The 23169-nt window shown below is 74.1% G+C and carries 17 protein-coding genes; 4 read left to right on the forward strand and 13 right to left on the reverse strand.

Annotated features, from left to right (window positions below):
• The first annotated feature begins 35 nt into the window (after positions 1-35).
• On the forward strand, positions 36-1187 hold the full coding sequence (locus tag ACFYVL_RS21225; protein WP_389246973.1) for an FAD-dependent oxidoreductase: 1152 nt from the start codon (positions 36-38) through the stop codon (positions 1185-1187).
• Between the two features lie 51 nt (positions 1188-1238).
• Here ACFYVL_RS21225 and ACFYVL_RS21230 read toward each other — a convergent pair whose 3' ends face one another.
• From ACFYVL_RS21230 to ACFYVL_RS21275, 10 genes are all read right to left on the reverse strand, one after another.
• Positions 1239-5156, reverse strand: coding sequence for an amino acid adenylation domain-containing protein (locus ACFYVL_RS21230; RefSeq protein WP_389246975.1), 3918 nt, complete (start codon positions 5154-5156; stop codon positions 1239-1241).
• Positions 5157-5356: 200 nt separating this feature from the next.
• Positions 5357-6484 carry an LLM class flavin-dependent oxidoreductase gene (locus ACFYVL_RS21235; protein WP_389246976.1) on the reverse strand — a complete coding sequence of 376 codons (1128 nt, stop codon included), beginning with the start codon at positions 6482-6484 and terminating at the stop codon, positions 5357-5359.
• Between the two features lie 92 nt (positions 6485-6576).
• Positions 6577-7716 (reverse strand): LLM class flavin-dependent oxidoreductase, encoded by a 1140-nt coding sequence (locus tag ACFYVL_RS21240; RefSeq protein ID WP_389246978.1) that lies wholly within the window; start codon positions 7714-7716, stop codon positions 6577-6579.
• Positions 7713-9125, reverse strand: a complete 1413-nt coding sequence (locus ACFYVL_RS21245) for an NtaA/DmoA family FMN-dependent monooxygenase (RefSeq protein ID WP_389246980.1) — start codon at positions 9123-9125, stop codon at positions 7713-7715. The genes ACFYVL_RS21240 and ACFYVL_RS21245 overlap by 4 nt, the downstream gene beginning before the upstream one ends.
• 19 nt (positions 9126-9144) lie before the next feature.
• On the reverse strand, positions 9145-10404 hold the full coding sequence (locus ACFYVL_RS21250) for an LLM class flavin-dependent oxidoreductase (protein WP_389246982.1): 1260 nt from the start codon (positions 10402-10404) through the stop codon (positions 9145-9147).
• A 42-nt stretch (positions 10405-10446) separates the two neighbouring features.
• Positions 10447-11253: a GNAT family N-acetyltransferase gene (locus ACFYVL_RS21255; RefSeq protein WP_389246984.1), complete on the reverse strand. Its 807-nt coding sequence runs from the start codon at positions 11251-11253 to the stop codon at positions 10447-10449.
• Positions 11254-11359: 106 nt separating this feature from the next.
• Positions 11360-12448 (reverse strand): transporter substrate-binding domain-containing protein, encoded by a 1089-nt coding sequence (locus tag ACFYVL_RS21260; RefSeq protein WP_389246986.1) that lies wholly within the window; start codon positions 12446-12448, stop codon positions 11360-11362.
• Between the two features lie 116 nt (positions 12449-12564).
• Positions 12565-13350: an amino acid ABC transporter ATP-binding protein gene (locus ACFYVL_RS21265; RefSeq protein ID WP_389246988.1), complete on the reverse strand. Its 786-nt coding sequence runs from the start codon at positions 13348-13350 to the stop codon at positions 12565-12567.
• Complete coding sequence (locus ACFYVL_RS21270) at positions 13347-14363, reverse strand: amino acid ABC transporter permease (protein WP_389246990.1); 1017 nt, start codon at positions 14361-14363, stop codon at positions 13347-13349. The genes ACFYVL_RS21265 and ACFYVL_RS21270 overlap by 4 nt, the downstream gene beginning before the upstream one ends.
• Before the next feature lie 684 nt (positions 14364-15047).
• Positions 15048-16262 (reverse strand): GNAT family N-acetyltransferase, encoded by a 1215-nt coding sequence (locus ACFYVL_RS21275; protein ID WP_389246992.1) that lies wholly within the window; start codon positions 16260-16262, stop codon positions 15048-15050.
• A 160-nt stretch (positions 16263-16422) separates the two neighbouring features.
• Here ACFYVL_RS21275 and ACFYVL_RS21280 point away from each other — a divergent pair, with 160 nt between their 5' ends.
• From ACFYVL_RS21280 to ACFYVL_RS21290, 3 genes are all read left to right on the forward strand, one after another.
• Complete coding sequence (locus tag ACFYVL_RS21280; RefSeq protein WP_389246994.1) at positions 16423-16809, forward strand: hypothetical protein; 387 nt, start codon at positions 16423-16425, stop codon at positions 16807-16809.
• A gap of 280 nt (positions 16810-17089) precedes the next feature.
• On the forward strand, positions 17090-18508 hold the full coding sequence (locus tag ACFYVL_RS21285; protein ID WP_389247127.1) for an MFS transporter: 1419 nt from the start codon (positions 17090-17092) through the stop codon (positions 18506-18508).
• Positions 18509-18654: 146 nt separating this feature from the next.
• The gene (locus ACFYVL_RS21290) at positions 18655-18972 is read left to right on the forward strand and encodes a hypothetical protein (RefSeq protein WP_389246996.1); all 318 of its coding nucleotides are present in this window, start codon (positions 18655-18657) and stop codon (positions 18970-18972) included.
• Positions 18973-19091: 119 nt separating this feature from the next.
• Here ACFYVL_RS21290 and ACFYVL_RS21295 read toward each other — a convergent pair whose 3' ends face one another.
• The 3 genes from ACFYVL_RS21295 to rph form a co-directional block, all read right to left on the reverse strand.
• Positions 19092-19640: a DUF1062 domain-containing protein gene (locus tag ACFYVL_RS21295; RefSeq protein ID WP_389246998.1), complete on the reverse strand. Its 549-nt coding sequence runs from the start codon at positions 19638-19640 to the stop codon at positions 19092-19094.
• Between the two features lie 193 nt (positions 19641-19833).
• The gene (locus tag ACFYVL_RS21300) at positions 19834-20217 is read right to left on the reverse strand and encodes a winged helix-turn-helix transcriptional regulator (RefSeq protein ID WP_389247000.1); all 384 of its coding nucleotides are present in this window, start codon (positions 20215-20217) and stop codon (positions 19834-19836) included.
• 186 nt (positions 20218-20403) lie between these two features.
• Complete coding sequence (gene rph, locus ACFYVL_RS21305) at positions 20404-23109, reverse strand: rifamycin-inactivating phosphotransferase (RefSeq protein ID WP_389247002.1); 2706 nt, start codon at positions 23107-23109, stop codon at positions 20404-20406.
• Between the last annotated feature and the right edge of the window lie 60 nt (positions 23110-23169).

A 23169-nucleotide genomic window follows, 5' to 3' on the forward strand; every position in this document is an offset into this window, starting at 1 on the left:
CCGTCCGGCAGGCGCGCCCCGTGTGAGGAGTCGCCATGCGCACCCACGGCACGTCCGGAACGCACGTCACGATCGTCGGGGCCGGCCTCGGCGGCCTCGTGCTCGCCCGGGTCCTGCACGTCCACGGCATCCCGGCCACGGTCTACGAGGCGGAGGCCTCACCGACGGCGCGCGCCCAGGGCGGGATGCTCGACATCCACGACCACAACGGCCAACCCGCCCTCGCGGAAGCCCGGCTGACCGACGAGTTCCACCGCATCGTGCTGCCGGGCCGGCAGGCGATACGGGTGCTCGACCGGGACGGGACCGTCCACCTCGACAAGCCCGACGACGGCACCGGCGGACGCCCCGAGGTGCCGCGCGGCGCACTGCGGCGCATCCTCGTCGACTCGCTCCCGGCCGGCACCGTCCGGTGGGGCCACAAGGCCGTGGGCGTGCGCGCCCTCGGTGAGCGGGGCGACGGCCGGCCGTACGAGGTGAGCTTCGCGGACGGCACCACCGCCGTCACGAACCTGCTGGTCGGCGCCGACGGGGCGTGGTCACGGGTACGCCCCCTCCTCTCCGCCGCCACCCCCGCGTACGTCGGCACGTCGTTCGTCGAGACCTTCCTGTACGACGCGGACACCCGCCACCCCGCCGCCGCGAAGGCGGTCGGCGGCGGGGCCCTGTTCGCCCTCGACCAGGACGGGAGCGGGCAGGGGATCTCCGCGCACCGCGAGCACGGCGGGACCCTGCACGCCTACATCAGCCTGGCCAGGCCGCAGGACTGGTTCGCCGCCGTCGACTTCACCGACACCGCCGCGGCCACCGCGCGGATCGCCCGCGAGTTCGACGGCTGGGCGCCGGAACTCACCGCCCTGATCAGCGAGAGCGACACGGTGCCCGTCCTGCGCCCGCACCACACGCTGCCGGTCGGGCACCGCTGGGACCGGGTGCCGGGGGTCACGCTGCTCGGCGACGCCGCGCACCTCATCCCGCCGAACGGCGAAGGCGCCAACCTGGCCATGCAGGACGGCGCCGAACTCGGCCGGGCGCTCGCCGCGCACCCCGGCGACGTCGAGACCGCGCTCGCCGTCTACGAAGGGGCCCTGTTCCCGCGCAGCGCCGAGGTGGCCGCGGCCGAGGCCGCGACCGACGCCCACCCCACGCCCCAGCAGGTGGCGGGCTTCTTCGCCGCGGTCGAATGACCCCGCCCGGCCCAGGCCGGGTGAGGCCGCCGCCCGGCCGGGGCCGATGGGCTACCCGATCACCTCCGCCAGCCGTCGCGCCTCGCTCTTGACGAAGTAGTGGCCGCCGCCCGGGACGACCTCCAGCGTCACGTCGCGGGCGAACCGCTGCCACGCCAGATAGCCGCTCTCGTAGCCCTCCGTGGCCGCGTCCGCGTCGCCGATGACCACCCGGACCGGGGTGCGCAGCCGCTTCCAGCCCGCCGACGCCTCGCGCAGCAGCGCCGCCCCCTGGGCCATGTCGTGGCGCACCACGGTCAGTACGCGCCGCAGGTCCTCCTGGTCCAGGGCGCCCTCGAAGCCGCCCAGGCCGCTCAGGAACGCGTGCAGTTCGGCGTCGTCCAGATCGCCCTCCTGCGCCCGGGGCAGTGCCGCCCCCAGGCAGACGGACGCGGCGGGCAGGTCCAGGTCCTCCAGCCGCCGGGCGACGGCCAGGGCCAGACCGGTGCCCACGCAGTGGCCGTAGACCGTGACGGGGACGTCCGGGTGGGCGGCGCGGAGCCGGGCGATCTCCGCCACCAGATGGTCGCGGGCCACGGCCCAGCCGACCAGGGGCTCCTCGGGGCGCACCGGGTCGTGGCCGGGCAGCGCCGCCGACCACAGCACGCTGCCGGGCGCCAGGTGGGTCGCCAGCGCCTGGTACGCGGTGGCGCTGCCGCCCCCGTACGGGATGCAGACCACCGCCCGCCGCACCGGCCGCCCGTCGTCGGGGACGAGCCGGTGCAGCCACCGCCCCGCCTCCTCGGGTTCGGCGACCCGCAGCCGGGCCGCGAGGCGGCGCGGCGTGGGGTGCTGGAACACGTCGACCACGGACAGCCGTCCGCCGCCCGCCCGCCGGGCGAGCGTCACCGCCTTGAACGAGTCGCCGCCGCTGTCGAAGAAGTCGTCGTCGATGCCCGCGTCCGGCACGCCCAGCAACTCCCGCCACACCTCCACGAGCGCGGACTCCGCCGCGTTCCGCGGTGCCACGGCGGGCGCGGTCCGCCGCGCGTCCGGGACCGGGGCGGGCAGCGCGGCGACGTCCAGCTTCCCGTTGCCCGTCAGCGGGATCGCGTCCAGCAGCACGATCGCCGAGGGGACCATGTAGGCCGGCAGCCGTTCGCGCAGCCACGGGCGCAGCGCGGCCGTCCGGTCGTCGGCACCGGGTGCGGGCACCACGTAGGCGGCCAGCACCGAGTCGCCCACCGCGTCCCGGCACACGACGGCCCGCGCGTCGGCCACCGCCTCGTGCTCGCGCAGCACCGCCTCGATCTCGCCCGGCTCGATGCGGAACCCCCGCAGCTTGACCTGCGCGTCGGAGCGGCCCAGATAGACGAGCCGGCCGTCCGGCGTCCACTCGGCCAGGTCCCCGGAGCGGTAGAGCCTGCTCCCCGCCGCCCCGAACGGGCTGGCGACGAACCGCTCCGAGGTCAGCCCGGGGCGCCCGAGGTAGCCGAGCGCCAACTGCGGCCCCGCCACGTACAGTTCACCGGCCACCCCGGGTGCGACCGGCCGGAGGGCGCTGTCGAGCACATGCGTCTCCAGGCCGGGCAGCCCGGACCCGATGACGCTGCCCCGGCCGCTCGCCGCCAGCCGCCGGTCCAGCGCCGCGTGGGTGACGTGCACGGTGGTCTCGGTGATGCCGTACATGTTGACCAGTGCGGGCGCGTCGTCGGCGTGCCGTTCGTACCAGTCGCCGAGCCGGTCCAGGTCCAGCATCTCGCCGCCGAACACCACGTAGCGCAGGGCCAGCCGGTCACCGGTCGCCGGGTCCTCCCGGTCGGCGCGGGTCAGCTGCTGGAACGCGGACGGCGTCTGGTTGAGGACTGTCACCCGCTCCCGTACGAGCAGGTCGAGGAAGTCCTGCGGCGACCGGCTCACCCCGTACGGCACGACCACCAGCCGCCCGCCGTGCAGCAGCGGACCCCACAACTCCCATACGGAGAAGTCGAAGGCGTACGAGTGGTACATGGTCCACACGTCGTCCGCGCCGAAGCCGAACAGCTGCTGCGCCCCGCCCATCAGGGCCAGTACGTTCGCGTGCGTGACGACGACGCCCTTGGGACGGCCGGTGGACCCCGAGGTGTAGATCACATAGGCGGGCCGCCCCGGGTCCCGGACCGCGTCCGGCAACGGAACTGACGTATCGTCAGCAGACTCGGGGTCGTGCGGTACGTCCGGTACGTCGTCGAGCAGCACGACCGGCGGGCCCCCCGGCGGCAGCCCGTCCGCCCGCTCCGCCGTCGAGACGACCATCGCCGGGCGGGCGTCGGACAGGATGTAGCCGATCCGCCCGGCCGGGAGGTCCGGGTCGACCGGCACGTACGCCGCACCCGACTTGAGGACGGCGAGCAGGGCCACGACGAGGTCGGCCGAGCGGGGCAGCGACACCGCCACGTACCGTCCCGGGCCCGCGCCGCGCCGGACCAGGTGCGCGGCCAGCCGGTCGGCGCGGGCGTCGAGTTCGCGGTAGCCGAGCCGTTCGTCGCCCGCGCAGACGGCGACGCGGTCCGGGTCCCGGCGTGCCCGCTCCGCGAAGGCCGCGGCCAGATCGGTGTGGCGCACCGGTTCCGCCTCACCGCCCGCGCGCGTCCACTCCCGTATCGCGTGCAGCCCCTCGGCGCCGACCGTGTCGATCGCGCCGACGCGCCGGTGCGGCGCGGTGTCCGCGTCGATGACGGCGCGCAGCGCGCCCAGATAGCCGGTGCGGTGCACGGCCAGTTCGTCGGCGCCGTACATCTTCGGGTTGGCGTGGCACACGATCTGCAGGCCCTCGCCCCGGACGGACACCGCCACCATGAAGTCGTCGACGGGGCCGACGGCCCGGTTGTGCGAGACGCCGTGCGCCTCCGCGAACGGCAGCCCGTAGTCGAACGGCATGACGTTGATCTGCGGCCCGAACAGCCGGTTGTGCTCCTGGATCAGACCGAGGTCGCGGCGCAGCTCCTCGCACCGGTAGCGCATGTGCCGCAATGCCTGCCTGGCCCGGGAGTTCACCTGCCCGATCAGCTCGGCGAGCGTCGTCTCCGGGCGCACCCGCAGCCGCAGCGGCACGACGTTGGCGGTCATGCCCGGGGTGTTCTTCGCCAGGACGGAGCTGCGGCCCGCCACCGACATGCCCAGCACGACGTCCTCGCTGCCGGTGACGCGGTGCGTGTACGCGGCGAGCGCGGCGAACATCAGCACGCTCCAGGACGTCCGGAACGACTGGGCGGTCCTGCGCAGCCGCTCGTACTCCCGCGGCGGCAGGTGCCAGGAGTCGCGGCGGACGCCCGGCGCCATCGGTGCCCGGCGCCGGGAGAGACCGGCGGGCTCGCCCAGGCCGGCCATCTGCTGCCGCCAGAACTCCCCGTCCTCCGCGTGCGCCGCGGAGGCGCGGTACGCCGTGTCCTCCGCGAGCAGTTCCGCGAGCCCGCCCGCCCGGCTCGCGGGCACGGTGGTGCCCTGCCGCAGCGCGGTGTAGATCTCGGCGGCCCGCCGGGTCAGCAGGAAGCCGCCGTAACCGTCGAGGAGCAGGTGGTGGAAGCGCTGGTACAGCAGGTGCCGCTGCGGCCCCAGGGTGAGGACGGCCTGGGTGAACAGGTGCTTGCCGCCCGACAGGTCCACCGGCACGGCCAGATCGGCGTCCATCCAGGCGTGGGCCGCGGACAGCGGGTCCGGCTCGCGGGTCAGGTCCAGCCGGGACATGGCGTCCCGGCCCCCGCCGTCCCCCTCGACGGGCTGCTGCCAGGGCCCGGTGTCGTCCTCGCCGCAGCGCACCTTCGCGGCCTCCGCCTCGGCGTAGGCGCGCCGTACCGCGACGCAGAGGAGCCCGGGGTCGAGCGGGCCGGTGATCTCGATGTACTCCGCGATGTTGTACATCGACCCGCTCGTATCGAACTGCTGGGCGAACCAGACGCCCGCCTGTGCCGCCGAAAGGGGTAACCGCGTCTCGTGTTCCTGCCCGGCCATGACTCTCCTCTGGGTGGGCGCGCCGGTGCGTCCCGGGGCGGAGCGCATCGGTGCACCCCCCGGGCGCTGCGCCGACGCGGAGTTGCCGCCACGCTCGCCCGGCGGTCTACACCCGCCCTATGAGGGGCCGCTCCACAGCGGTCCGGCCAGGGACGAAGACTCCGGACGCCCGGGAGCCGCCCGGGGCACGCCCCCGTGCGTCACCGCCTGCCCCACTCCTCGGCCAGCAGCTCGTACGACCGCACCCGGTCCGCATGGCCGTGGGTGATCGTGGTGATCAGCAACTCGTCGGCGCCGGTGGCCTCCTGGAGCCGGGACAGCTGGTCGGCGACCGTCGCGGGCGAGCCGACGAACTGGGTGTCCAGCCGGTCCTGCACCAGCGCCCGGTCCTCCTGCGACCAGACGTGCGCGCGGGCCTCCTCGGGGGTGGGGAACTCGATTGCGCCCTCCGCGTTGCGGATGCTGCGCACCCAGACCCCGTAACCGGTGGCGAGTTCGCGGGCGCGGTCGTCGTCCTCGGCCACCACCACGTCCGCAGACACGATCAGGTACGGCTTGTCGAGTTCGTCCGAGGGCCGGAACGCGGCCCGGTAGCCCTCCGCCGCCTCCAGCACCGTACCGGGGCTGACGTGGTAGTTCGCCGCGAAGCGGAGCCCGCCCCGGCCCGCGACCTCGGCGCTCTCGCCGCCGCTGCTGCCCAGGACCCACAGCTCCAGACCGGCACCCTCGCCGGGGACGGCGCGTGCCGCGATGCCGTCCGGGCTGCGGTAGGTGCCCGCCAGCAGCGCCTGGATGTCGTCGACCTGCTCGCCGTAGTCCTGGGACGTGGCGTCCGGCTGCTGGAGCAGGGTGCGCTGGACGGCCACGCGCGGCGAGCCGAGCACGTTGTCGAAGGAGAACCGGGGCGGAACGCGCAGCCCGTTCGGTGTGAACCCGTCGACCACCGGGGTCGCGGTCGGCCGCGGCGCCGCGGTGCCGCCCGGCGGACGCCCGCCGGAACGTCCGAGCCCCAGGTCGATCCGCCCGGGGTGCAGCAGGTCGATCAGCCCGAACTCCTCGACCGTGGACAGCGCGGTGCGGTGACCGAGTTGTACGGCGCCGGAGCCGAGCCGGATGGTCGAGGTCGCGGCGGCGGTCAGGGCGATCACGACGGCGGGCGAGGCGCCGACCACCCCCGGATTGAGGTGGTGTTCGGCGAACCAGTAACGGGCGTAGCCGAAGCGCTCGGTGTGCTGCGCCAGGTCGATGGAGCGGCGCAGCGCCTCGGCGGCGGTGGAGCCGGAGGAGATCGGTATCAGGTCGAGGACGGAGAGGGGGATGCCGGACATGGGGTGGTCTCCTCGGTCGGTCGGTCAGCAGGTCGGGCCGTCCGTCGGTCGGGCGGTCAAAGGTCTTGGGGGCAGCGGGCAGCGGGCAGCGGTCAGTGCTCCGCGGGCGCCGGTGTCGGTACGGAGACGGAGACGGGGCCGGGGTCGGGGCCGGGGCTGTGAACCGGGGTGGCCGGTGCGCCGACCGGGCCCCAGGCGAAGGGCGGGTCGGGGATCTCGCGGCGCAGCACCGGGGCCACCTCCGACTGGAAGAGGGCGAGCGAATCGCGGTGCTGACGGTCCGTCAGCCCGCTCGCGTCGGCGTTCAGATGGAGCACCGAGTGGCCGAACTCCGCGTGGTACCTGTGCACCTTGTCGACGATCTGCTGCGGACTGCCGATCAGCGCCGAGCTGCGTTCCACGAAGTCCTCCAGCGTCAAGAACACCGGATCCAGCCCCAGGCTCCGCTGGAACGCCAGGTTCCCCTCGAAGACCGGCCGGTAGGCCGCCAGCGCCTCCTGCGAGGTGCGGGCCGCGCAGAAGCCCGCCGTGCCCGCGCCCACCGCGAGCGCGGCCGGATCGTGCCCGTAGTGCGCCCAGCGCTCGCGGTAGTACCGGATCAACTCGGCGTACGGGCCGATCGGGTTGCTGACGTTCGCCGAGAACAGCGGGTCGCCGTGGCGCGCGGCGAGATCGACCGACTCCCGGCTCGTCGCACTGCCGTGCCAGACCCGGACCGGCTGCTGGAGCGGCCTGGGCCACACCTCCGCGTCCCGCAGCGGCGGCCGGAACCGGGTCCGCGCGGTCACCCGCTCCTCGCGCCAGAGCCTGCGGAACACCTCGAAGCTCTCCGCGTTCCGCTCCCACTGGTCCTCGGCCGTCACCGCGAACAGATCCCGCTGCGCGCTCCCGTTGCCCTTGCCGACGATCAGCTCCAGCCGCCCGCCGGAGAGGTGGTCCAGCGTCGCGTAGTCCTCGTACGCCCGCACCGGGTCGAGCAGGCTGAGCGTGGTGACGGCCGTGAACAGCCTGATCCGGGAGGTGAGCGCGGCGAGGTGGCTCAGGACGACCGGCGGCGAGGAGGAGAGGAACGGCCGCTCGTGCCGCTCCCCGACGCCGAAGCCGTCGAAGCCCAGCTCCTCGGCCAGCAGCGCGTTGTCGACCACCTCCCGGAAGCGCTCCCGGGTCGGCTTGCGCACCCCGGTCACCGGGTGCGGCGCGTGCACGATCAGGGTGATGGCCAGGAACTTCACGAGGCCACCCGGCCCGCCGCCGAAGGCTCCGCGCCGTCCTGCCCGCCCCGGGCGCGCGCCCGCACGTCCGGATGGGCGAGGCCCAGGTGGTCGCGCAGCGTGCTGCCCTCGTACTCCGTGCGGTGCACACCGCGCTCCTGGAGGAGCGGGACGACCGTGTCCGCGAAGACGTCGAGACCGCCCGGGGTGACGTGCGGGACGAGGATGAACCCGTCGGAGGCGTCCTCCTGGACGAGCGTGTTGATCTCCTCGGCGACCGTGGCCGGGGAGCCGACGAAGGACTGGCGGTTGCCGGTCTCGATGACCAGGTCCCGGATCGACCACTTGTTGGCGGCGGCACGCTCCCGCCACTCGCGGGCCACCGCCAGCGGGTCGCGGTACATCCGGACCTGGGCGCGGCCCCGCGCCAGGGTGTGCTCGCCCGGGTCCGGGTCGATGTCCGGCAGCGGTCCGTCCGGGTCGTAGCCCGACAGGTCGCGGTTCCAGACGAACTCCAGGTGCTTGATCGCGGTGGCGCCGCTGACCTGCTGCCGGCGCACCTCCCGGGCCAGTTCCCGCGCCTCGGCGTCCGTGTCGCCGAGCACGAACGTCGCGGCGGGCAGGATCAGCAGCTCGTCGTGGGTACGGCCGTGGCGGGCGAGCCGCCCCTTGACGTCCGCGTAGAACGCCCGGCCCTCGTCGAGGGTCGCGTACCGGCTGAAGATCGCGTCGGCCTGCGCGGCGGCGAACTCGCGCCCCTCCTCCGAGTCACCGGCCTGGAAGATCACCGGACGGCCCTGCGGGGAGCGTGGGACGTTGAACCGCCCCTCGATGTCGAAGTGCTGCCCCCGGTGGGCGAAGCTCCCGGCCCGCGCGTCGCCCAGGAAGGTGCCCGCGTCCCGGTCGGCGACGATCTCGTCACCGCGCCAGGAGTCGAACAGCTCGTTGGCGGTGGCCAGGAACTCCCGGGCCCGTGAATAGCGCTCCTCCTGCGGCAGGAAACCGCCGCGGCGGAAGTTCTCGCCGGTGAAGGCGTCCCAGGAGGTGACCACGTTCCAGGCGGCGCGCCCGCCGGAGAGGTGGTCGAGCGAGGCGAACTGGCGGGCCACCTCGTAGGGCTCGTTGAAGGTGGAGTTGATGGTGCCGGTCAGACCGAGGCGGTCGGTGACGGCGGCCAGCGCGGACAGCACGGTGAAGGTGTCGGGGCGGCCCACCACGTCCAGGTCGTAGAGCTTGCCGCCCTGTTCGCGCAGCCGCAGCCCCTCGGCCAGGAACAGGAAGTCGAACCTGGCGCGCTCGGCGGTCCGCGCGAAGTGCGCGAAGGAACGGAACTCGATGTGGCTGCCGGCCTCGGGGTCGCTCCACACGGTGGTGTTGTTGACGCCCGGGAAGTGCGCCGCGAGGTGGACTTGCTTGACTGGCTTGCTCATGGTCGGAGGTCCTTCCGGCTCAGCGGGTCGGGGCGGCGTCGGCGGGGGAGACGGCCGCGTTCTCGGAGTGCGCGGCCGGTGCGTAGCGGCTGGCCGGCCGGGGCAGCCCGAGCAGCCCGCGCAGCGTGTCCGCCTCGTACGCCGTCCGGAAGACGCCCCGGCGCTGGAGTTCGGGCACCAGCCCACGGGTGATCGCCGGGAGGTCGTGCCCCACCACGGCGGGCCGCAGCCGGAACCCGGTCAGCCCGCCCTCCCGCAACTCCTCCAACAGGTCGGCGAGTTGGGCGGAGGTGCCGGTGAAGACCGGGGCGTCGCTCGGGTACGGGGCCCCGGCGACGCCGTCCAGCCGCGCCAGCCTGGCCGCGGCGGCCCCCGGCTCCTCGTCGACGAGCACCACCAGATCGCCGAACACGTGCAGCGTCTCCTGGGCGCGGCCCGCCGCCGACTGCTCCTTGCGGATCTCCGCGACCGCGTCCCTGGCCCGCCCGGCGTCGCCCACGGTGACGTACCCGATGTCGGCGGCCCTGCCCACCAGCCGGTACGGCAGGTCCCCGTGCGCCAGGGCGCTGACCACGGGCTGGCCCTGGGGCGGCCGGGGCGTGATCGAGGGCCCCTTGACGCTGAAGTGCGGGCCGGAGAAGTCGATGTAGTGCAGCCGCTCCCGGTCGACGAACCGGCCGGTCGCCGCGTCCCGGATCTCCGCGTCGTCCTCCCAGCTGTCCCAGAGCCTGCGCACCACCTCGACGTAGTCGGCGGCCTCGTCCAGCACCTCGCGCGCGGTCCGCTGCCCGGCGGGCGACCGGTAGCCCGCCTCGCCGAGCACCGGGAAGGTGCGGCGGCCGAAGTGGGCGGCCTCGTTGCGGCGCGTGGTCACCTGCACGCGCAGGCCCGCCCGGCCGCCGCTCACGTAGTCCAGGGTGGCGACGGCCTTGGAGAGGTGGAACGGCTCGGTGTGGGTGGCCACCACCGTCGGCACGATGCCGATGTGCCGGGTCAGCGGTGCGATCCGGGCCGCGACGAGCACGGCGTCCAGCCGCCCGCGCACCTGGTCGGTGCGTTCGTCGGGGCCGTCGTACGGGCTGTCGTACGGGGTCTGGAGGCCCAGCGAGTCCTCGATGGTCACGAAGTCGAGGAGGCCGCGTTCGGCCTCGGCGACCAGATCGGCCCAGTAGCCGGCGGTGAACAGCTCGCCGGGCCGGGAGACGGGCTCGCGCCAGGCGGCCGGGTGCCAGCCGGCGCCGTCCAGGGCGACGGCCAGGTGCAGGGGTGCTGAGGACACGGGAAGTGCCTTCCTGTGGGAGGGGTGGACGGAGGGGACCGCTCAGTCCCGGCCCCGCGGGACCGTGCCGGGCGCGCGCACCAGGAGGAACCGGGTGCGGCGGCGCAGGGTGAACCCGATCGACTCGTACAGCCGGATCGCCGGGGCGTTGCTCGCGGCCGTGTGGAGGAACGGGGTCTCGCCGCGCTCCCGGATGCCCGCGGCCACCGCGCGCACCAGCCGGGTGGCCAGTCCGCGCCCCCGGTGGTCGGGGTGGGTGCAGACGGCGCTGATCTCCGTCCAGCCCGGCGGACGCAGCCGCTCCCCGGCCAGCGCGATCAGCGGGCCCCGGCCGCCGTCCGCGCGGATACCCAGATACGTGCCGAGCTCCACGGTGCGGGGCCGGAACGGGCCTGGCCGGGTGAGCGCGACCAGCGCGAGCGCCTCCGGGACGTCACCGGGCCCCAGCCGCACCGCCTCCGGCGCCCGTTCGGCACGCAGCGCGGTGTCCGTCAGCTGGACGCCGGTACCGCTCTCGACGACCTCCCACCCCTCGGGCACGTCCTGGACGCCGGTGACCGCGGCCGTCGTTCCCGGCCCGAGCAGCCGGGCCAGGTCGTCCCAGGCACCGGGGTCGGCCGGATCGCCGAGCGCGGTGAACGGGGAGATGTCCGCCGGGTAGCGGGCGGCCCGCCCGACGCGCTCGGCGAGGTGCGCGTGCGGGCCGGTCAGCGCGGCCCAGGCGGGGTTGTCCAGCAGTACGTCCGGATGCCGGGGGACGGTGGACGGCGGGGCCGCCGTGGCGGTGGTCGTGGTGGCGGGCGGGGCCGCCGGTGCGGCGGGCGTGGTGGGCGGGACGCTGAGGGTCATGGCAGTGCTGTGTCTCCGTATCGGAACCGGGGGAGGGGCGGGCGGTGCCGGGACGTGCGGGGCGGACGGTGCCGGGGCCTCGGCGGCCGGGCGGTGGGCGGGCCGGTCAGGAGTTGTTCAGGGGCAGGCCGGGCGGGTCGATCCGGGACCTGTCGACGGCCTCGTTGGACAGGTGCCAGGCGGCGAGCCACTTGGCGTACTGCCCGTTCTGGATCAGGTGGTTGATCGCGCCCGCCACCGGCTTCGCGAGCTTGCTGTCCTTGCGCGCGGTGGCCGCGATGAGGCCCTGGAGCGAGGTGCCGGCACCGGAGAAGGTGCCCGCGTTGCGGGTCGGCCTGGGCGACTTCGCGGTCTGCGCGACGTGGTAAGCCACCGCGGGGTTGGGGCCCAGATAGATGTCGATCCTGCCGCTGGTCAGTGCCAGGGCGGTGGCGTTGTAGTCCTGGAAGTGCTTGACGGTGAGCTGCTTGCCCTCCTTGGCCAGCTTCGCCTTCCACTCCAGGAGGATCCGCTCCTGGTTGGTGCCCGCGCCGACGGCGACCGTACGGCCCGCCAGCCTGCGGTAGTCGCCGCCGAACTCCCAGGTGCTGCCGCGCGACGTCTCGAACGCCAGGTTGTCCTGCCGGTAGGAGGCGAACTCGTACTTCCGTTTGCGTTCCTCGGTGACGGTGACGTTGGAGAACAGCACGTCGGTCCGGCCGCTGTCGACGCCGACGAACATGTTCTCCCAGGTCGAGTTCTTCACCTCCGGCCTCAGGCCGAGGACCGCGGCGACCAGCCGCCCGAGGTCGGGTTCGGCGCCGGTGAGGGTCTTCTGGTCCCCGCCGACGTACGACAGCGGCGCGGCCCCGGCGGGCAGCGCGCCCACCCCGATCGTCAGCGTCCCCCGCGCGGCGACCTCCTTCGGCAGCTGCGCGCGGAGGGACTTCACCTCCGGCACCTTGAGCGGGGTCTCGGTCGCGGCACCGTTGGACAGGGCCCCCACGACCACCGTCCCGTCCGGTGCGCCGCCGCCGGCCGTGGTGGCGGCGTCGCTGTCGCCCCCGCACCCGGCGAGCGAGGCGGCCAGGGCGACGGCGACGGCCAGGGCGGTGAGTCCGCGCGACGGGCGGCGGCGGTGACGCGGGCCGGCACCTGCGAGGGGACCGGTTCGGGCGAGGGGGCCGGGACGGGTGCTGGAACCGGGGCTGCGCATGGGGGTCCTTGTCGGCTGGGAGGGGTACGGCGACGGGGGTGCGGCGGCGCGGTCGGGGCCCGGACGGTCGGGGCCCGGACGGCAGGGAAGGAGCGGCGTCGCGGGCCGGGGCGCGGTCACAGCACCCTGCTGAGGAAGTCCCGCGTCCGCGGATGTTCGGGGTGGTCCAACACCTGGGCGGGCGGCCCCTGTTCGACGATCCGCCCCTCGTCCATGAAGACCACCCGGTCGGCGATTTCCCGGGCGAAACCGATCTCGTGGGTGACCACGACCAGGGTGGTGCCGCTGCGGGCCAGGTCCTTGATGACGGCCAGCACCTCGCCGACCAGCTCGGGATCGAGTGCGGAGGTCGGCTCGTCGAAGAGGATGACGCCGGGCCGCAGCGCGAGGGCGCGGGCGATGGCCACCCGCTGCTGCTGGCCGCCGGACAGCTGCCGGGGGTACGCCCCGGCCCGGTCGCCCAGCCCCACCCGGGCCAGCAGGTCGCGGGCGAGTGCCTGCGCCTCCGGCTTGGTCAGCTTCCCGGTCGCCACCGGGGCGGCGGCCACGTTGTCCAGCACCGTCAGGTGCGGGAAGAGGTGGAAGTTCTGGAACACGAAGCCGATCCCGGCACGCTGGGCGAGGATCGCCCGCTCGCTCAGCTCCTTGAGCCGCTTGCCGTGCCGCCGCACCCCGACCGGCTCGCCGTTCAGGCTGACGTGCCCCAGTTCCGGTTTCTCCAGATGGTTGATCACCCGCAGCAGGGTCGACTTGCCGGACCCCGAGGGCCCGACGACGACCGTGACCTCACCGGGCCGCACGGTCAACTTCACGCGATCCAGTACGCGTTGGGTGCCGAACCACTTGGACACTCCGTGCACCTCGACGGCGGCCGGGCGGGGTTGGAGGGTTTCGGTGGTCATGACGCGGTCTCCCTCCGGGCGCGGACCCGCAGCTCGGCCGCGCCGGTGCGCAGCCGCTGCCACGGGGTCGGCGGAAGCGTGCGCAGCGCACCGCGCGAGGACCGCCGCTCGACGTAGAACTGGACGACGGACACGACGCTGGTGAGGATCAGGTACCAGACCGTCGCCACCAGCAGCAGCGGCACGATGTCGCCGGGATAGGTGCTGCTCATGCTCTGCGCCGCGCCGAACAGGTCGAGCAGCGACACGTAGAAGACCAGCGAGGTCGCCTTGATCAGACCGATGAGCTGGTTGACGTAGTTCGGCACGAACGAGCGCAGGGCCTGCGGGAGCACGATCCGCAGGAACTGGTACCGCTTCGGCAGCCCGAGCGCGGCGGCGGCCTCGTGCTGTCCCTGGTCCACCGAGAGGATCCCGCCGCGCACCACCTCCGAGGCGTACGCCGCCTCGTGGAGGCTGAGCCCGACGACCGCGACGGCCATGTCGGTGGCGAGCCGGTTCTCGTCGAAGGTGAAGAACGCCGGGCCGAACGGAATGCCCAGGCTCACCGTTTGGTACAGCGCGCTGAAGTTGTAGAGGAAGAGCAGGACGACGATCAGCGGCACCGACCGGAACAGCCAGAGGTAGAACCAGCTCACCGTCCGCAGCACCGGACTCGGCGACAGCCTCGCCAGCGCCAGCAGCACACCGCCCAGCAGCCCCAGCACCGCGCTCAGGAAGGTGACTTCGAGCGTGACGAGCAGACCGTCCAGGACGGCCGGACGCAGGAACCAGTACGCGAAGCGGTCCCACTGGTAGAACGGGTTGGTCACCAGGCCGTGGACGATCTGGGCGACCAGCACGAGCACGACGGCGGCGGCGAGCCAGCGGCCGGGACGCCGAAGCGGCAGCACCCGCTGGGCGGCCGGGGGTTTCTCGGTGGGCGGTGGCCCGGCCGGGCCGGGTTCCGGGACCGGGCCGGGTACGTCGGCGAGGGTCACGGCGGCGCCGGGGGACTCGCGGGAAGAGGGCATGCGGAGCTCCAGCGGAACAGGCGAGGGCTGCACGGAAGAGGTGAAGGGCCGCCGCCGCGAGGGCCGCAGGGCGCGGAGGAACCCGGCGGCGGGCACGGGGGACGGCGTACACGGGGGCGACGCGCACCCGGCGACGCGCACCGGACGACGGGCACCGAGGGGGTGCCGCCGGCCGGGGCCGGGGCCACCGCTCAGGGACGGTTGGCCGATCCGGACGGCGCTGCCGGGAAGGCGGTCGTCAGCCCCGCGGCAGCGGGCGACAGGGCAGGGTGCGGCAAGTGGCGCTACACAGCGCGCTGCTGACCCGCAGCAGGTCCACGGAGCGGTCCGCGACCAGCGCGACGCGGCGGTGGGACCGCCGTACGGTCGTCCCCTCTGCTGCCCGCATCGCGTTCACCGTCACCGTTCCGCCCCTGGGGGCCCGTCTCGCACCGACGCTCGTGGCCTGTCTCCGTGGCAACGTACCCACGCCCGCGAAAGCGCGTCAACGCCTCCGCCGCACCCGTCGGACAGCCGTAACAGGCCTTCATACCGGCGTTACGAAGCGTCCTCCCCGAGCCCCGCCGACGCACGGAACACCGACGCACGGAACACCGACGCACGGAACACCGACGGGCGGGAGGACGTGTGCGGACGTCGCCCGGTCCGACCCCGGGGACGCCGGGGCCTCCGTACCGCCCGTGCTCAGAACCAGTGCAGGCAGTGCGGGGGCCGGTCCGTGCCGAAGAGGGCGTCGGCGAGGACGGCGGCGCCCGGCCGGTGGGCCCGGACGTGTCCGGCGCGCACGAGCGTGCTCGGGGCGGTGCCGCCCAGATAGACCGAGCCCAGGTCGCCGATGTCCATGGACAGGTCGGGTTCCCGGTCGGTCGGTGTGCACTCGGCCTTGCCGTCCCGGACGGTCAGCAGGTGGCGGCCGTGCTCGCCGAGGAACGGATCGGTGACGTCCAGCACGATCTCGCCGTCGGTGAACCAGCCGCGCGCGGTCAGCGCCCGTGGCACGTCGAGCAGCCGGACCCAGAGCCAGTCGGTCTCCTCGCTCACCTGGCCGGCCCGGAAGTCCGCCAGCTGCCAGCGCAGCGGGTGCCCGGGGGCGTGGTGCCGGAACACGACGTCGGTGACGATGTCGTGGCCCAGCACGAAGCGGGTCAGGGCCGAGACGGCCGCGTCGTCGGTGGCGATGGTCTCGTCGACGGTCAGGTTGCGGGAGTCGTCCAGCGAGTAGCTGGCGTACCCGTCGGGGACGCCGTCGGCGTCCCGGTGGACGGCCACGTAGCGCGGCGCCCGGGAGACCGGGGGCTGCCCCGCGCTGCGCGCCCACCACCGGTTCGGCCGGGACAGCGCACCGGGCTGGGTGCGGCGGTACCGGTCGTAGATCTCCTCCAGGAGGTCGCCGCACCGCTCCCGCCGCAGCACCTCCACCGACCCGGTGTCCGGCCCGGCCGTCCGCCCCCGGGGCTCGGCGAGCGCGGCCCGCCGGCGCGGCACCGTCAGCCGCCGGGTGTAGGTGGCCGGCCCGTAGCCGAACCTGCGGTAGATCAGGGCCTCCGAGGCCAGCAGCACGGACAGGAACTCTCCCCGCTCGCGCAGTTCGGCGAGCTGGTGGCGCTTCATCGCGCTGAGCACGCCCCGGCGCCGGTGCGAGGGCACGACGCCGACGGCGGTGACACCGGCCGCCGGGACGATCACCTCACCCGGCAGCGTGAGTTCGAAGGAGTACGCGGCAGCGGTGCCCACCGGCTGCCCGTCGTCCGTCTCCGCGAGCAGCGCCCGGTCCATCTCCAGCGCCGACCACCAGAGCCCGCCCTCCTCCGTGGGGGTTTCCGGGAAGCGTCCGAACGCGAGGTGCATCGTGTCGACGAAGACACCGAGATCCTGGTCGGTGGTGGTACGGATCCGCATGGGTTCGGCTGCCTCCTCGGAAACGGGCGGCACGGCGCGTGCGGCCCCGCCACAGTCCAACGGCGGCCGGGGACGGGGGTCAAGCGAATATCCGCCGACCGCGCCGGACCCGCCGCGACCGGGCTGTCGGCCCCGCGCGACCCGGCGTAGGGTCCGTCGGGTGAACACGACTTCCCTGCCGCCCCGCGTTCTTCTGATCGGATTCGACCCCTACCGGGTCCCCGGCCCCTGGGCCCCCGAGCCCGTGGCCAAGGCGCTCGAAGAGGGCACGGCCCGGTTCGCCGAGCACGGCGTCGGCGTCGAGATGTGCCTGTTCGGCCTCGACGGCAGCCAGGACGTGGCGGAGGTCGTCACCGCGGCGCTGCGCTCCCGCGACTGGGAGTGCGTCGTGGTCGGCGGCGGCCTGCGCAAGCCCGGGGAACTCCTCGAACTCTTCGAGAAGGTGATCAACCTGGTGCGCAGGCACGCGCCGAACGCGGCGATCGCGTTCAACACCGGTCCGACGGACAGCTACGACGCGGCGGCCCGCTGGATCACCGTCCCGTGACGCGTCCCCGGCACCCCTGGTAGCGTCCCCGGCATGTCTGCTTCTCCGAGCGCGGCCGGGTGCGCCGCGGTGACCAGGACGCCCCGCTAGCGGCGGGACGTCCTACCCACACCTTCGACCTTCGTCCTGGACGTCGCGTCGCTCCGTGATCAGACCGGAGCGGCACCTTCGTGCTGCCCGGAACCTCTTCCGAGCGACGGAGTTCCCGATGCGTTCACGCATCCCCTTTTCCCGACGGCACAGCCCGTCCACCGCGCGCGCGTGGCTCGTGCTGTGCGCGATGTCCCTGCTCCAGTTCTTCCTCGCGGTCGACGTGACCGTGGTCAACATCGCCCTGCCCTCCATCGGCGACGAGTACGGCGTGGGCGGACACGCCCTCACCTGGGTCGTGGTCGGCTACACGATCACCGGTGGCGGACTGCTGCTGCTCGGCGGCCGGCTGGGCGACCTGTACGGGCGGCGGCGCGTCCTGCTGTTCGGCACCGGCCTGTTCGGTGCCGCCTCGCTGCTGGCGGGGCTCGCCCCCACCTTCGAACTGCTGGTGCTCGCGCGTCTGCTCCAGGGTGCCGGTGAGGCCGTCGCCCTGCCCGCCGCGATGGCCACCATCGTCCTGCTGTTCCCCGAAGGGCCGCTGAGGTCCCGCGCGTTGAGCGTGTGGGGCGCGGTCGCCAGCTGCGGTCTGGCGCTCGGGTTCGCGGTGTCCGGCGTGATCACCGCCCAGCTGGGCTGGCGGTGGATCTTCCTGCTGTCGGTGCCGTTCGTCCTGGTGGTGCTGCTGGCGGCCGTGCTGCTGATCGACGGGGACCGGCCCGCCGTGCCGCCCGCCGAGGGCGCCGCGCCCCTGTCCCCCGGGCCCCGGCGGCCGGGGCTCGGCGGTGCGCTGCTGCTGACCGCCTGCCCGCTGCTGTTCACCCTCGCCGTGGTCGGGGCCGGTGAACCGGCAACCCCCGGCTGGCTCGTCGCGGGGGCGTCGGCCGGGGCGGTGGCCGCCGGATTCGCGTGCGTACGCGTCGAGGCACGCGCGCGCGATCCGCTGCTGCCGCCGCGCTTCTTCGCCCACCGGGCGCGGGTGGCGGCCAATCTGACCACGATGCTGCTGAGCGGGGCGCTGTCGACCTCGTTCCTGCTGTTCACCTTCTACCTCCAGGACCGCCTCGGCACGGGTCCGCTGGGCGCGGGTCTGACGATGCTGCCGCTGGCGGTGTCGCTGATCGCGTGCGCGCTGCTGGTGCCCCGGCTGCTGGGACGCTGGGGGGCACGCGCGTGCGTACTGGCCGGGATCGGTTTCACGGCGGCTGCGCTGGCGGTGATCGCGCTCGTGGCGGTCCTGCGGGCGGACGGGCCGGCGCTTGTCCCGGCGATGTTCCTGATCGCGGCCGGCATGGGGCTCGGCATCGTGGGACTGCAGTACGTCGCGGTCAGCGGCGTCACCGAGGACGACGCGGGGACCGCCTCGGGGGTGCAGCGCGCGGCCGACCAGCTGGGCGGTGCGACCGGGACCGCGCTCTGCGTCGGGGTCGGGTTCGCCCCGGCCCTGCACTCCGTCGACCCGTTCGTCCTCGCCACGCTGCTGGCCGGGGTGGGCCTGGTGATCGGCGCGGTCGTGGCGGGGCGGATGCCCGCACCGCCCACGGGCGAGCGGCCCGGCACCGGACCGGGTGAACGACCGGCCGGACGGCCGGGGGAACGGACGGGCTGACCCTCGCTCCACCGGGGCGGCGCCCGGCCCCCGCCCACGCGGCGGCGGCCGGGCGCCGGGGCCTGCGGTGGGCCGTGTCGGTGAATCGTTTCCGCTCTAAACGGTGCAGCCCACATCCCTTGCGCGTGGCGGACGTTGAATGCGGTATGAGGTACGACAACGAGGCTCTGCGCGACGCTGTCGCCCAGTGCCGGGCGGCCGAGCGGGCGCTCGAAGAGGCACAGCTGCACTACCGCCGGGCCCAGGAGAAGGCTGCCTTCCTGGAGGAGCAACGGGTGCGGGCGGACATCGTGGTGAACGCGGCGCAGTCCGCGCTCCTGGCGTTCCGGGCCGAGGAGACGGCCGCCGTCGCCGTCCTCACCGCGGTCCTGGAGGACCAGGCTCCGTACCGGCGGCCCCAGGCACCGCCCGCCTCTGCGGGGGAGCGCGAACCGCTCGACCGCCCCTCCGCGCCCCAGTCCTGACGGGGCGACGGCGGACGGCCGGGGCGAGGGGCGGCCCCGGGGGCCGGTCCGGCGGGATCTGCCGGACCGGCCCCCGGGTGTCGCGGAACGCTCGGCGCCGATCGGTCGGTGGGGACCGTTCAGCGCTTGAGCGTGAAGGTGAAGTCGCCGGTGGTCCGGCCGCCCGGCCGGACGGCCGACACCAGCTTCCCTTCCGTGACGAGCCGTTCGACCTCGGCCCGCGGCAGACGGCAGCCGTCGGCGATCAACCGAACCGGCCGGACCGGGATCCGTGCCGCGAAGCGGACCGACACGTCGATCACCTCGCGGTCCAGGTGGTCCGTTCCGCCGGTGTCCAGGCGCCAGGCACCGGTCCAGTCGAGCGCGACGCGGTTGCGCCGCAGCAGGGCCGGGTCCTGGAGCAGTTCGGCGGTCAGACCGAGGTCGTTGTCGTGCAATTTGTCGAGCAGTTCGGGCCGTACGGAGCGGACATGTGTCCGCTCCAGGACCGTGAGCTTGGCGGTCTCCCCGCATCCGGCACAGAGCACGAGGAGCCAGATGTCGAGGAGCTTGTGGTGGGCGTTGACGCGGAATTTGCCGCTCGCCCGGAAACGGTCGGACGCGCACGTGTGGCAGCGTCGGCGGACAAGAGGCAGACAGGTGGGCGCGACGGCCCAGGTGTGGAGCACGGAGGTACACCGTTTTCCGTGAGAGATACACAGCACGAAGGAGCGCGGCGCGGTTGCGCGCCGCGCGACGGTTCAGCGCACGGGAGGTCTCACACGGTGTACAACGGGACGCCTTCGCCTGGGCAGTACGGATCGACGGCACGGTAGACGGGCACGTCGCGGCCGTGCCACCGATTTTTCGCGGGCCCCTTCGCTAGGCGCCGAAGTCGCGGCGGGCGGACTCGATGTGGTCCAGGTGCCGCTGGGTCCAGTCGCAGAGGGCGTCGACGGTGGCGCGCAGGGCGCGGCCGGGTCCGGTGAGGGTGTACTCGACGCGCGGCGGCACGGTGGGGTGCACCTTGCGGGTCACCAGGCCGTTGCGCTCCAGCATGCGGAGGTTCTGGGTGAGCATCTTGTGGCTGATGCCCTCGACCTCGCCGCGCAACTCGCTGAAGCGCAGGGTGCGTTCGCCGAGGGCCTCGATGATCAGGAGGGCCCACTTGTTGGCGACGTCGGAGAAGATCTCCCGCGCCAGGGAATCCGCACGCCTGAGGTCCGCCCCCTCGGGCAGGGTCTCGCGCTGCTGCTTGCTCGCCATCACGTTCCTCGTTCGCCGCGTGGGGGCCGGGCCGACCCTCACTCTCCTACGGTTCCTCAGTCACCACAAGAGAGCGTGGAGGGCTGCCCGGCCGCGAGCGCCCCGGGGCACGGCGGGCGGCGTGCTGCCGCTCGTCGCGCAGCCGCCGCCCCGGTCGCCGCCTCCGGTGGTCCGCCTTCCGTGCGGTCAGTCCAGAAGCTCCACGTACCCGTCGGTCCCGTGCAGGCGGATCCGCTGCCCGTCGCGGATCAGTCGGGTGGCACCGTCCACGCCCACGACGGCCGGCAGACCGTACTCCCTGGCGATCACCGCGCCGTGGGTCATCAGCCCGCCCACCTCGGTGACCAGGCCCGCGATCCCGACGAACAGCGGCGACCAGCTGGGGTCCGTGAACGGCGTGACCAGGATGTCGCCCGCCGCGAGATCCGCGTCCGCCACGTCGAGGACCACCCGGGCCCGCCCCTCGACGGTCCCGGCCGAGACCGGCACACCGACCAGCGCACCGGCCGGTACGTCGTCCCGGCGGTACGCCCCGCTCAGGGCCTCGCCGTCGGAGGTGAGCACCCGGGGCGGGGTGAGCGCCCCGTACGACCGGAACGCCTCCTTGCGCCGCCGCACCAGTTCGCCGTCCACCTCGCCCGCGCGCACCGCGGCGTGGAACTCCGGGAAGGTGAGGTGGAAGACGTCGTCCCGCTCGGCCAGCGCACCCGCCCGCACCAGGCGCTCCGCCTCCGCCATCAGTGCCCGCTTGTAGACGAAGTAGCGGCGGACGATGTCGTACTTCGGGTACTCCCGGTACCCGATGAAGGCCCTGACCTGGTCGATCATCCGCTTGGTCGCCTCGGCCCTGCGTGCGCCGTCCGGCTGGTCCCGCAGCCGCGCCAGTACCTCCTCCTCCTTCTGCCGCGCCTTGCGCCGCCCCTCCTCGAAACGCCGCCCGGCGGCGCCGGGAGCGAAGTTCCGTACGTTGTCGAGGACGGCCGGCACGAGCGAGGCGGGGCGCTCGCGCCAGCGCGGCCTCGTGATATCGATCTCGCCCACGCAGCGCATCCCGTACCGGTCGAGGTAGCCCTCGATGGCCTCGCGGGCCTCGGTCCCGCCCGGGAACTTCGGCAGCTCGGCCAGGAAGTCCTCGTCCCCGCCGTCCCGCGTGCCCCCGGGCGCGCCGTCCTGGAGGCTCTGGAGGTACGCCACGACCTCCGCGTGCGGGCGGATCACGTCCGCGATGTCGAGCAGCTCAAGCCCCATCCGGGAGGTGATGTTGCCGGGCGCGGACAGCGTGAGGGTGTCGGCCGGGTTCTTCTCGCCCAGCCAGTCGCGCAACCGGTCGTTGAGCCACCAGGTGGCCTCCATCCCCGCCATGATCGCCTTGAAGTTCAGCGGGTCGCTCAGCACCCGCTTGTGCTCCTCGAAGGCCTCCAGCAGGAACTCGAAGAGCTCCGGTCCGCGCTTCGTCCGGATGCCGTCCTCCAGCGCGGCGACGGACGCCCGGCTGCGCGCCACCAGTTCGGGGACGACGGCCGGATCGACCCCGTCCGGCGCGAGCCCGCCGTCCGCCCTTTCCTCCGCCGCCGAGGCAGCCGCTGCCGTACGGGACTGCCTGCCGGGGCCGGGGTCCGCGTCCGGGAGCGAGGGGACGAAGTCGCCGCGGTCGATGACGGTCTCCAGCGCGTCCCTGACCAGCGGATCGCCCTTGCCCATGAGGTCGAGCAGACCGGCCCGGCTCGCGGGCGAGGCCAGGCTCCGGGTGACGTCGACGAACAGCCGCCCGCCCGCCTCGTACATCGGCACCATGGCCGTCAGCTGCCACATGGAGTACCCCAGGGGCTTCATGGGGTCGGTCATCATCTGCTGGTGGCCCACCGAGACGTAGACGTGGTTGCCCCGGTCCGCGCCCCCGGTGCCGGGGTCGGCAGGCCGTACCGGAACGGGGAACAGCGTGGTGATCGGCCGGCTCTGCACGATCCGGAAGCCGTCGTCGGCCAGGCACCACTCGATGTCCTGCGGGCCGCCGAAGTGCGCCTCGATCCGCCGCCCCAGCCGTACCAGCCGCACCACCTGCTCGTCGGTCAGCGCGGGCAGCTCCCGCTGCGGCCCGTCGATCGCCACCTCCCGCGTACCGCCGCCCGGCAGTGCCCGCAGGGCGCGCTCCTTGGCGGCGACGGCCCGTTCGGTGATCGTCTCGCCGCGCACCTTGAAGACGTCCGGGTTCACCAGGCCGGAGACCAGTGCCTCGCCGAGCCCGAAACCGGCGTCCACGGTGGCGGTCTTCCGGTCCCCGGTGACGGGGTCGGCCGTGAACAGGATGCCGGACGCCCGCGGGAGGACCATCCGCTGCACCACCACGGCCATGTGCACCGTGCGGTGGTCGATGCCGTTGCGGGCCCGGTAGACCACGGCCCGCTCGGTGAACAGCGAGGCCCAGCACCGGCTGACGTGCCGCAGGACCTCCTCGGGCCCCACGACGTTCAGATACGTGTCCTGCTGCCCGGCGAAGGAGGCCGTCGGCAGGTCCTCCGCCGTCGCGCTGGAACGGACGGCGTACCCCTCGCGGTCACCGAGCCGGGCGAGCGCGCCGGTGATCGCCGACGCGAGGCCGTCCGGGACGGCGATCCCCTCGACGGCCTTGCGGATCTCCGCGCTGAGCACGCGGAGCGTCTCCCGGTCGCCGGAGTCCAGCGGGTCCAGCCGCGACAGCCGGTCGAGCAGGTCGTCCACCGACGGCGAGAGGGCGACGACCCGCCGGTAGGCGTCCGTCGGGACGACGAACCCCTCCGGCACGCGGACGCCGTCGATCCGCGACAGCGCCCCCAGGTGCGCGCCCTTGCCGCCGACGACCGCGCCCCAGGACGCGTCGATCTCCTGAAGGTCCCACACGTACCGCTCGTTCACCGCGACTCCCCGGAGGCGATCCTGCTCCGCCGCACCGCACCGGCCGGTCGAACCACCGGT

The sequence above is a fragment of the Streptomyces sp. NPDC004111 genome (assembly GCF_042874215.1).
GTDB lineage: Bacteria > Actinomycetota > Actinomycetes > Streptomycetales > Streptomycetaceae > Streptomyces.

Bases quoted from the DNA above. Each gene is read 5' to 3' on its own strand.
- ACFYVL_RS21285 (WP_389247127.1), top strand. From the start codon at position 17,090: ATGTCCCTGCTCCAGTTCTTCCTCGCGGTCGACGTGACCGTGGTCAAC.
- ACFYVL_RS21255 (WP_389246984.1), bottom strand. From the start codon at position 11,253: ATGACCCTCAGCGTCCCGCCCACCACGCCCGCCGCACCGGCGGCCCCG.
- ACFYVL_RS21265 (WP_389246988.1), bottom strand. From the start codon at position 13,350: ATGACCACCGAAACCCTCCAACCCCGCCCGGCCGCCGTCGAGGTGCAC.
- ACFYVL_RS21300 (WP_389247000.1), bottom strand. From the start codon at position 20,217: ATGGCGAGCAAGCAGCAGCGCGAGACCCTGCCCGAGGGGGCGGACCTC.
- ACFYVL_RS21270 (WP_389246990.1), bottom strand. From the start codon at position 14,363: ATGCCCTCTTCCCGCGAGTCCCCCGGCGCCGCCGTGACCCTCGCCGAC.
- ACFYVL_RS21275 (WP_389246992.1), bottom strand. From the start codon at position 16,262: ATGCGGATCCGTACCACCACCGACCAGGATCTCGGTGTCTTCGTCGAC.
- ACFYVL_RS21225 (WP_389246973.1), top strand. From the start codon at position 36: ATGCGCACCCACGGCACGTCCGGAACGCACGTCACGATCGTCGGGGCC.
- ACFYVL_RS21235 (WP_389246976.1), bottom strand. From the start codon at position 6,484: ATGTCCGGCATCCCCCTCTCCGTCCTCGACCTGATACCGATCTCCTCC.
- ACFYVL_RS21230 (WP_389246975.1), bottom strand. From the start codon at position 5,156: ATGGCCGGGCAGGAACACGAGACGCGGTTACCCCTTTCGGCGGCACAG.
- ACFYVL_RS21260 (WP_389246986.1), bottom strand. From the start codon at position 12,448: ATGCGCAGCCCCGGTTCCAGCACCCGTCCCGGCCCCCTCGCCCGAACC.
- ACFYVL_RS21245 (WP_389246980.1), bottom strand. From the start codon at position 9,125: ATGAGCAAGCCAGTCAAGCAAGTCCACCTCGCGGCGCACTTCCCGGGC.
- ACFYVL_RS21290 (WP_389246996.1), top strand. From the start codon at position 18,655: ATGAGGTACGACAACGAGGCTCTGCGCGACGCTGTCGCCCAGTGCCGG.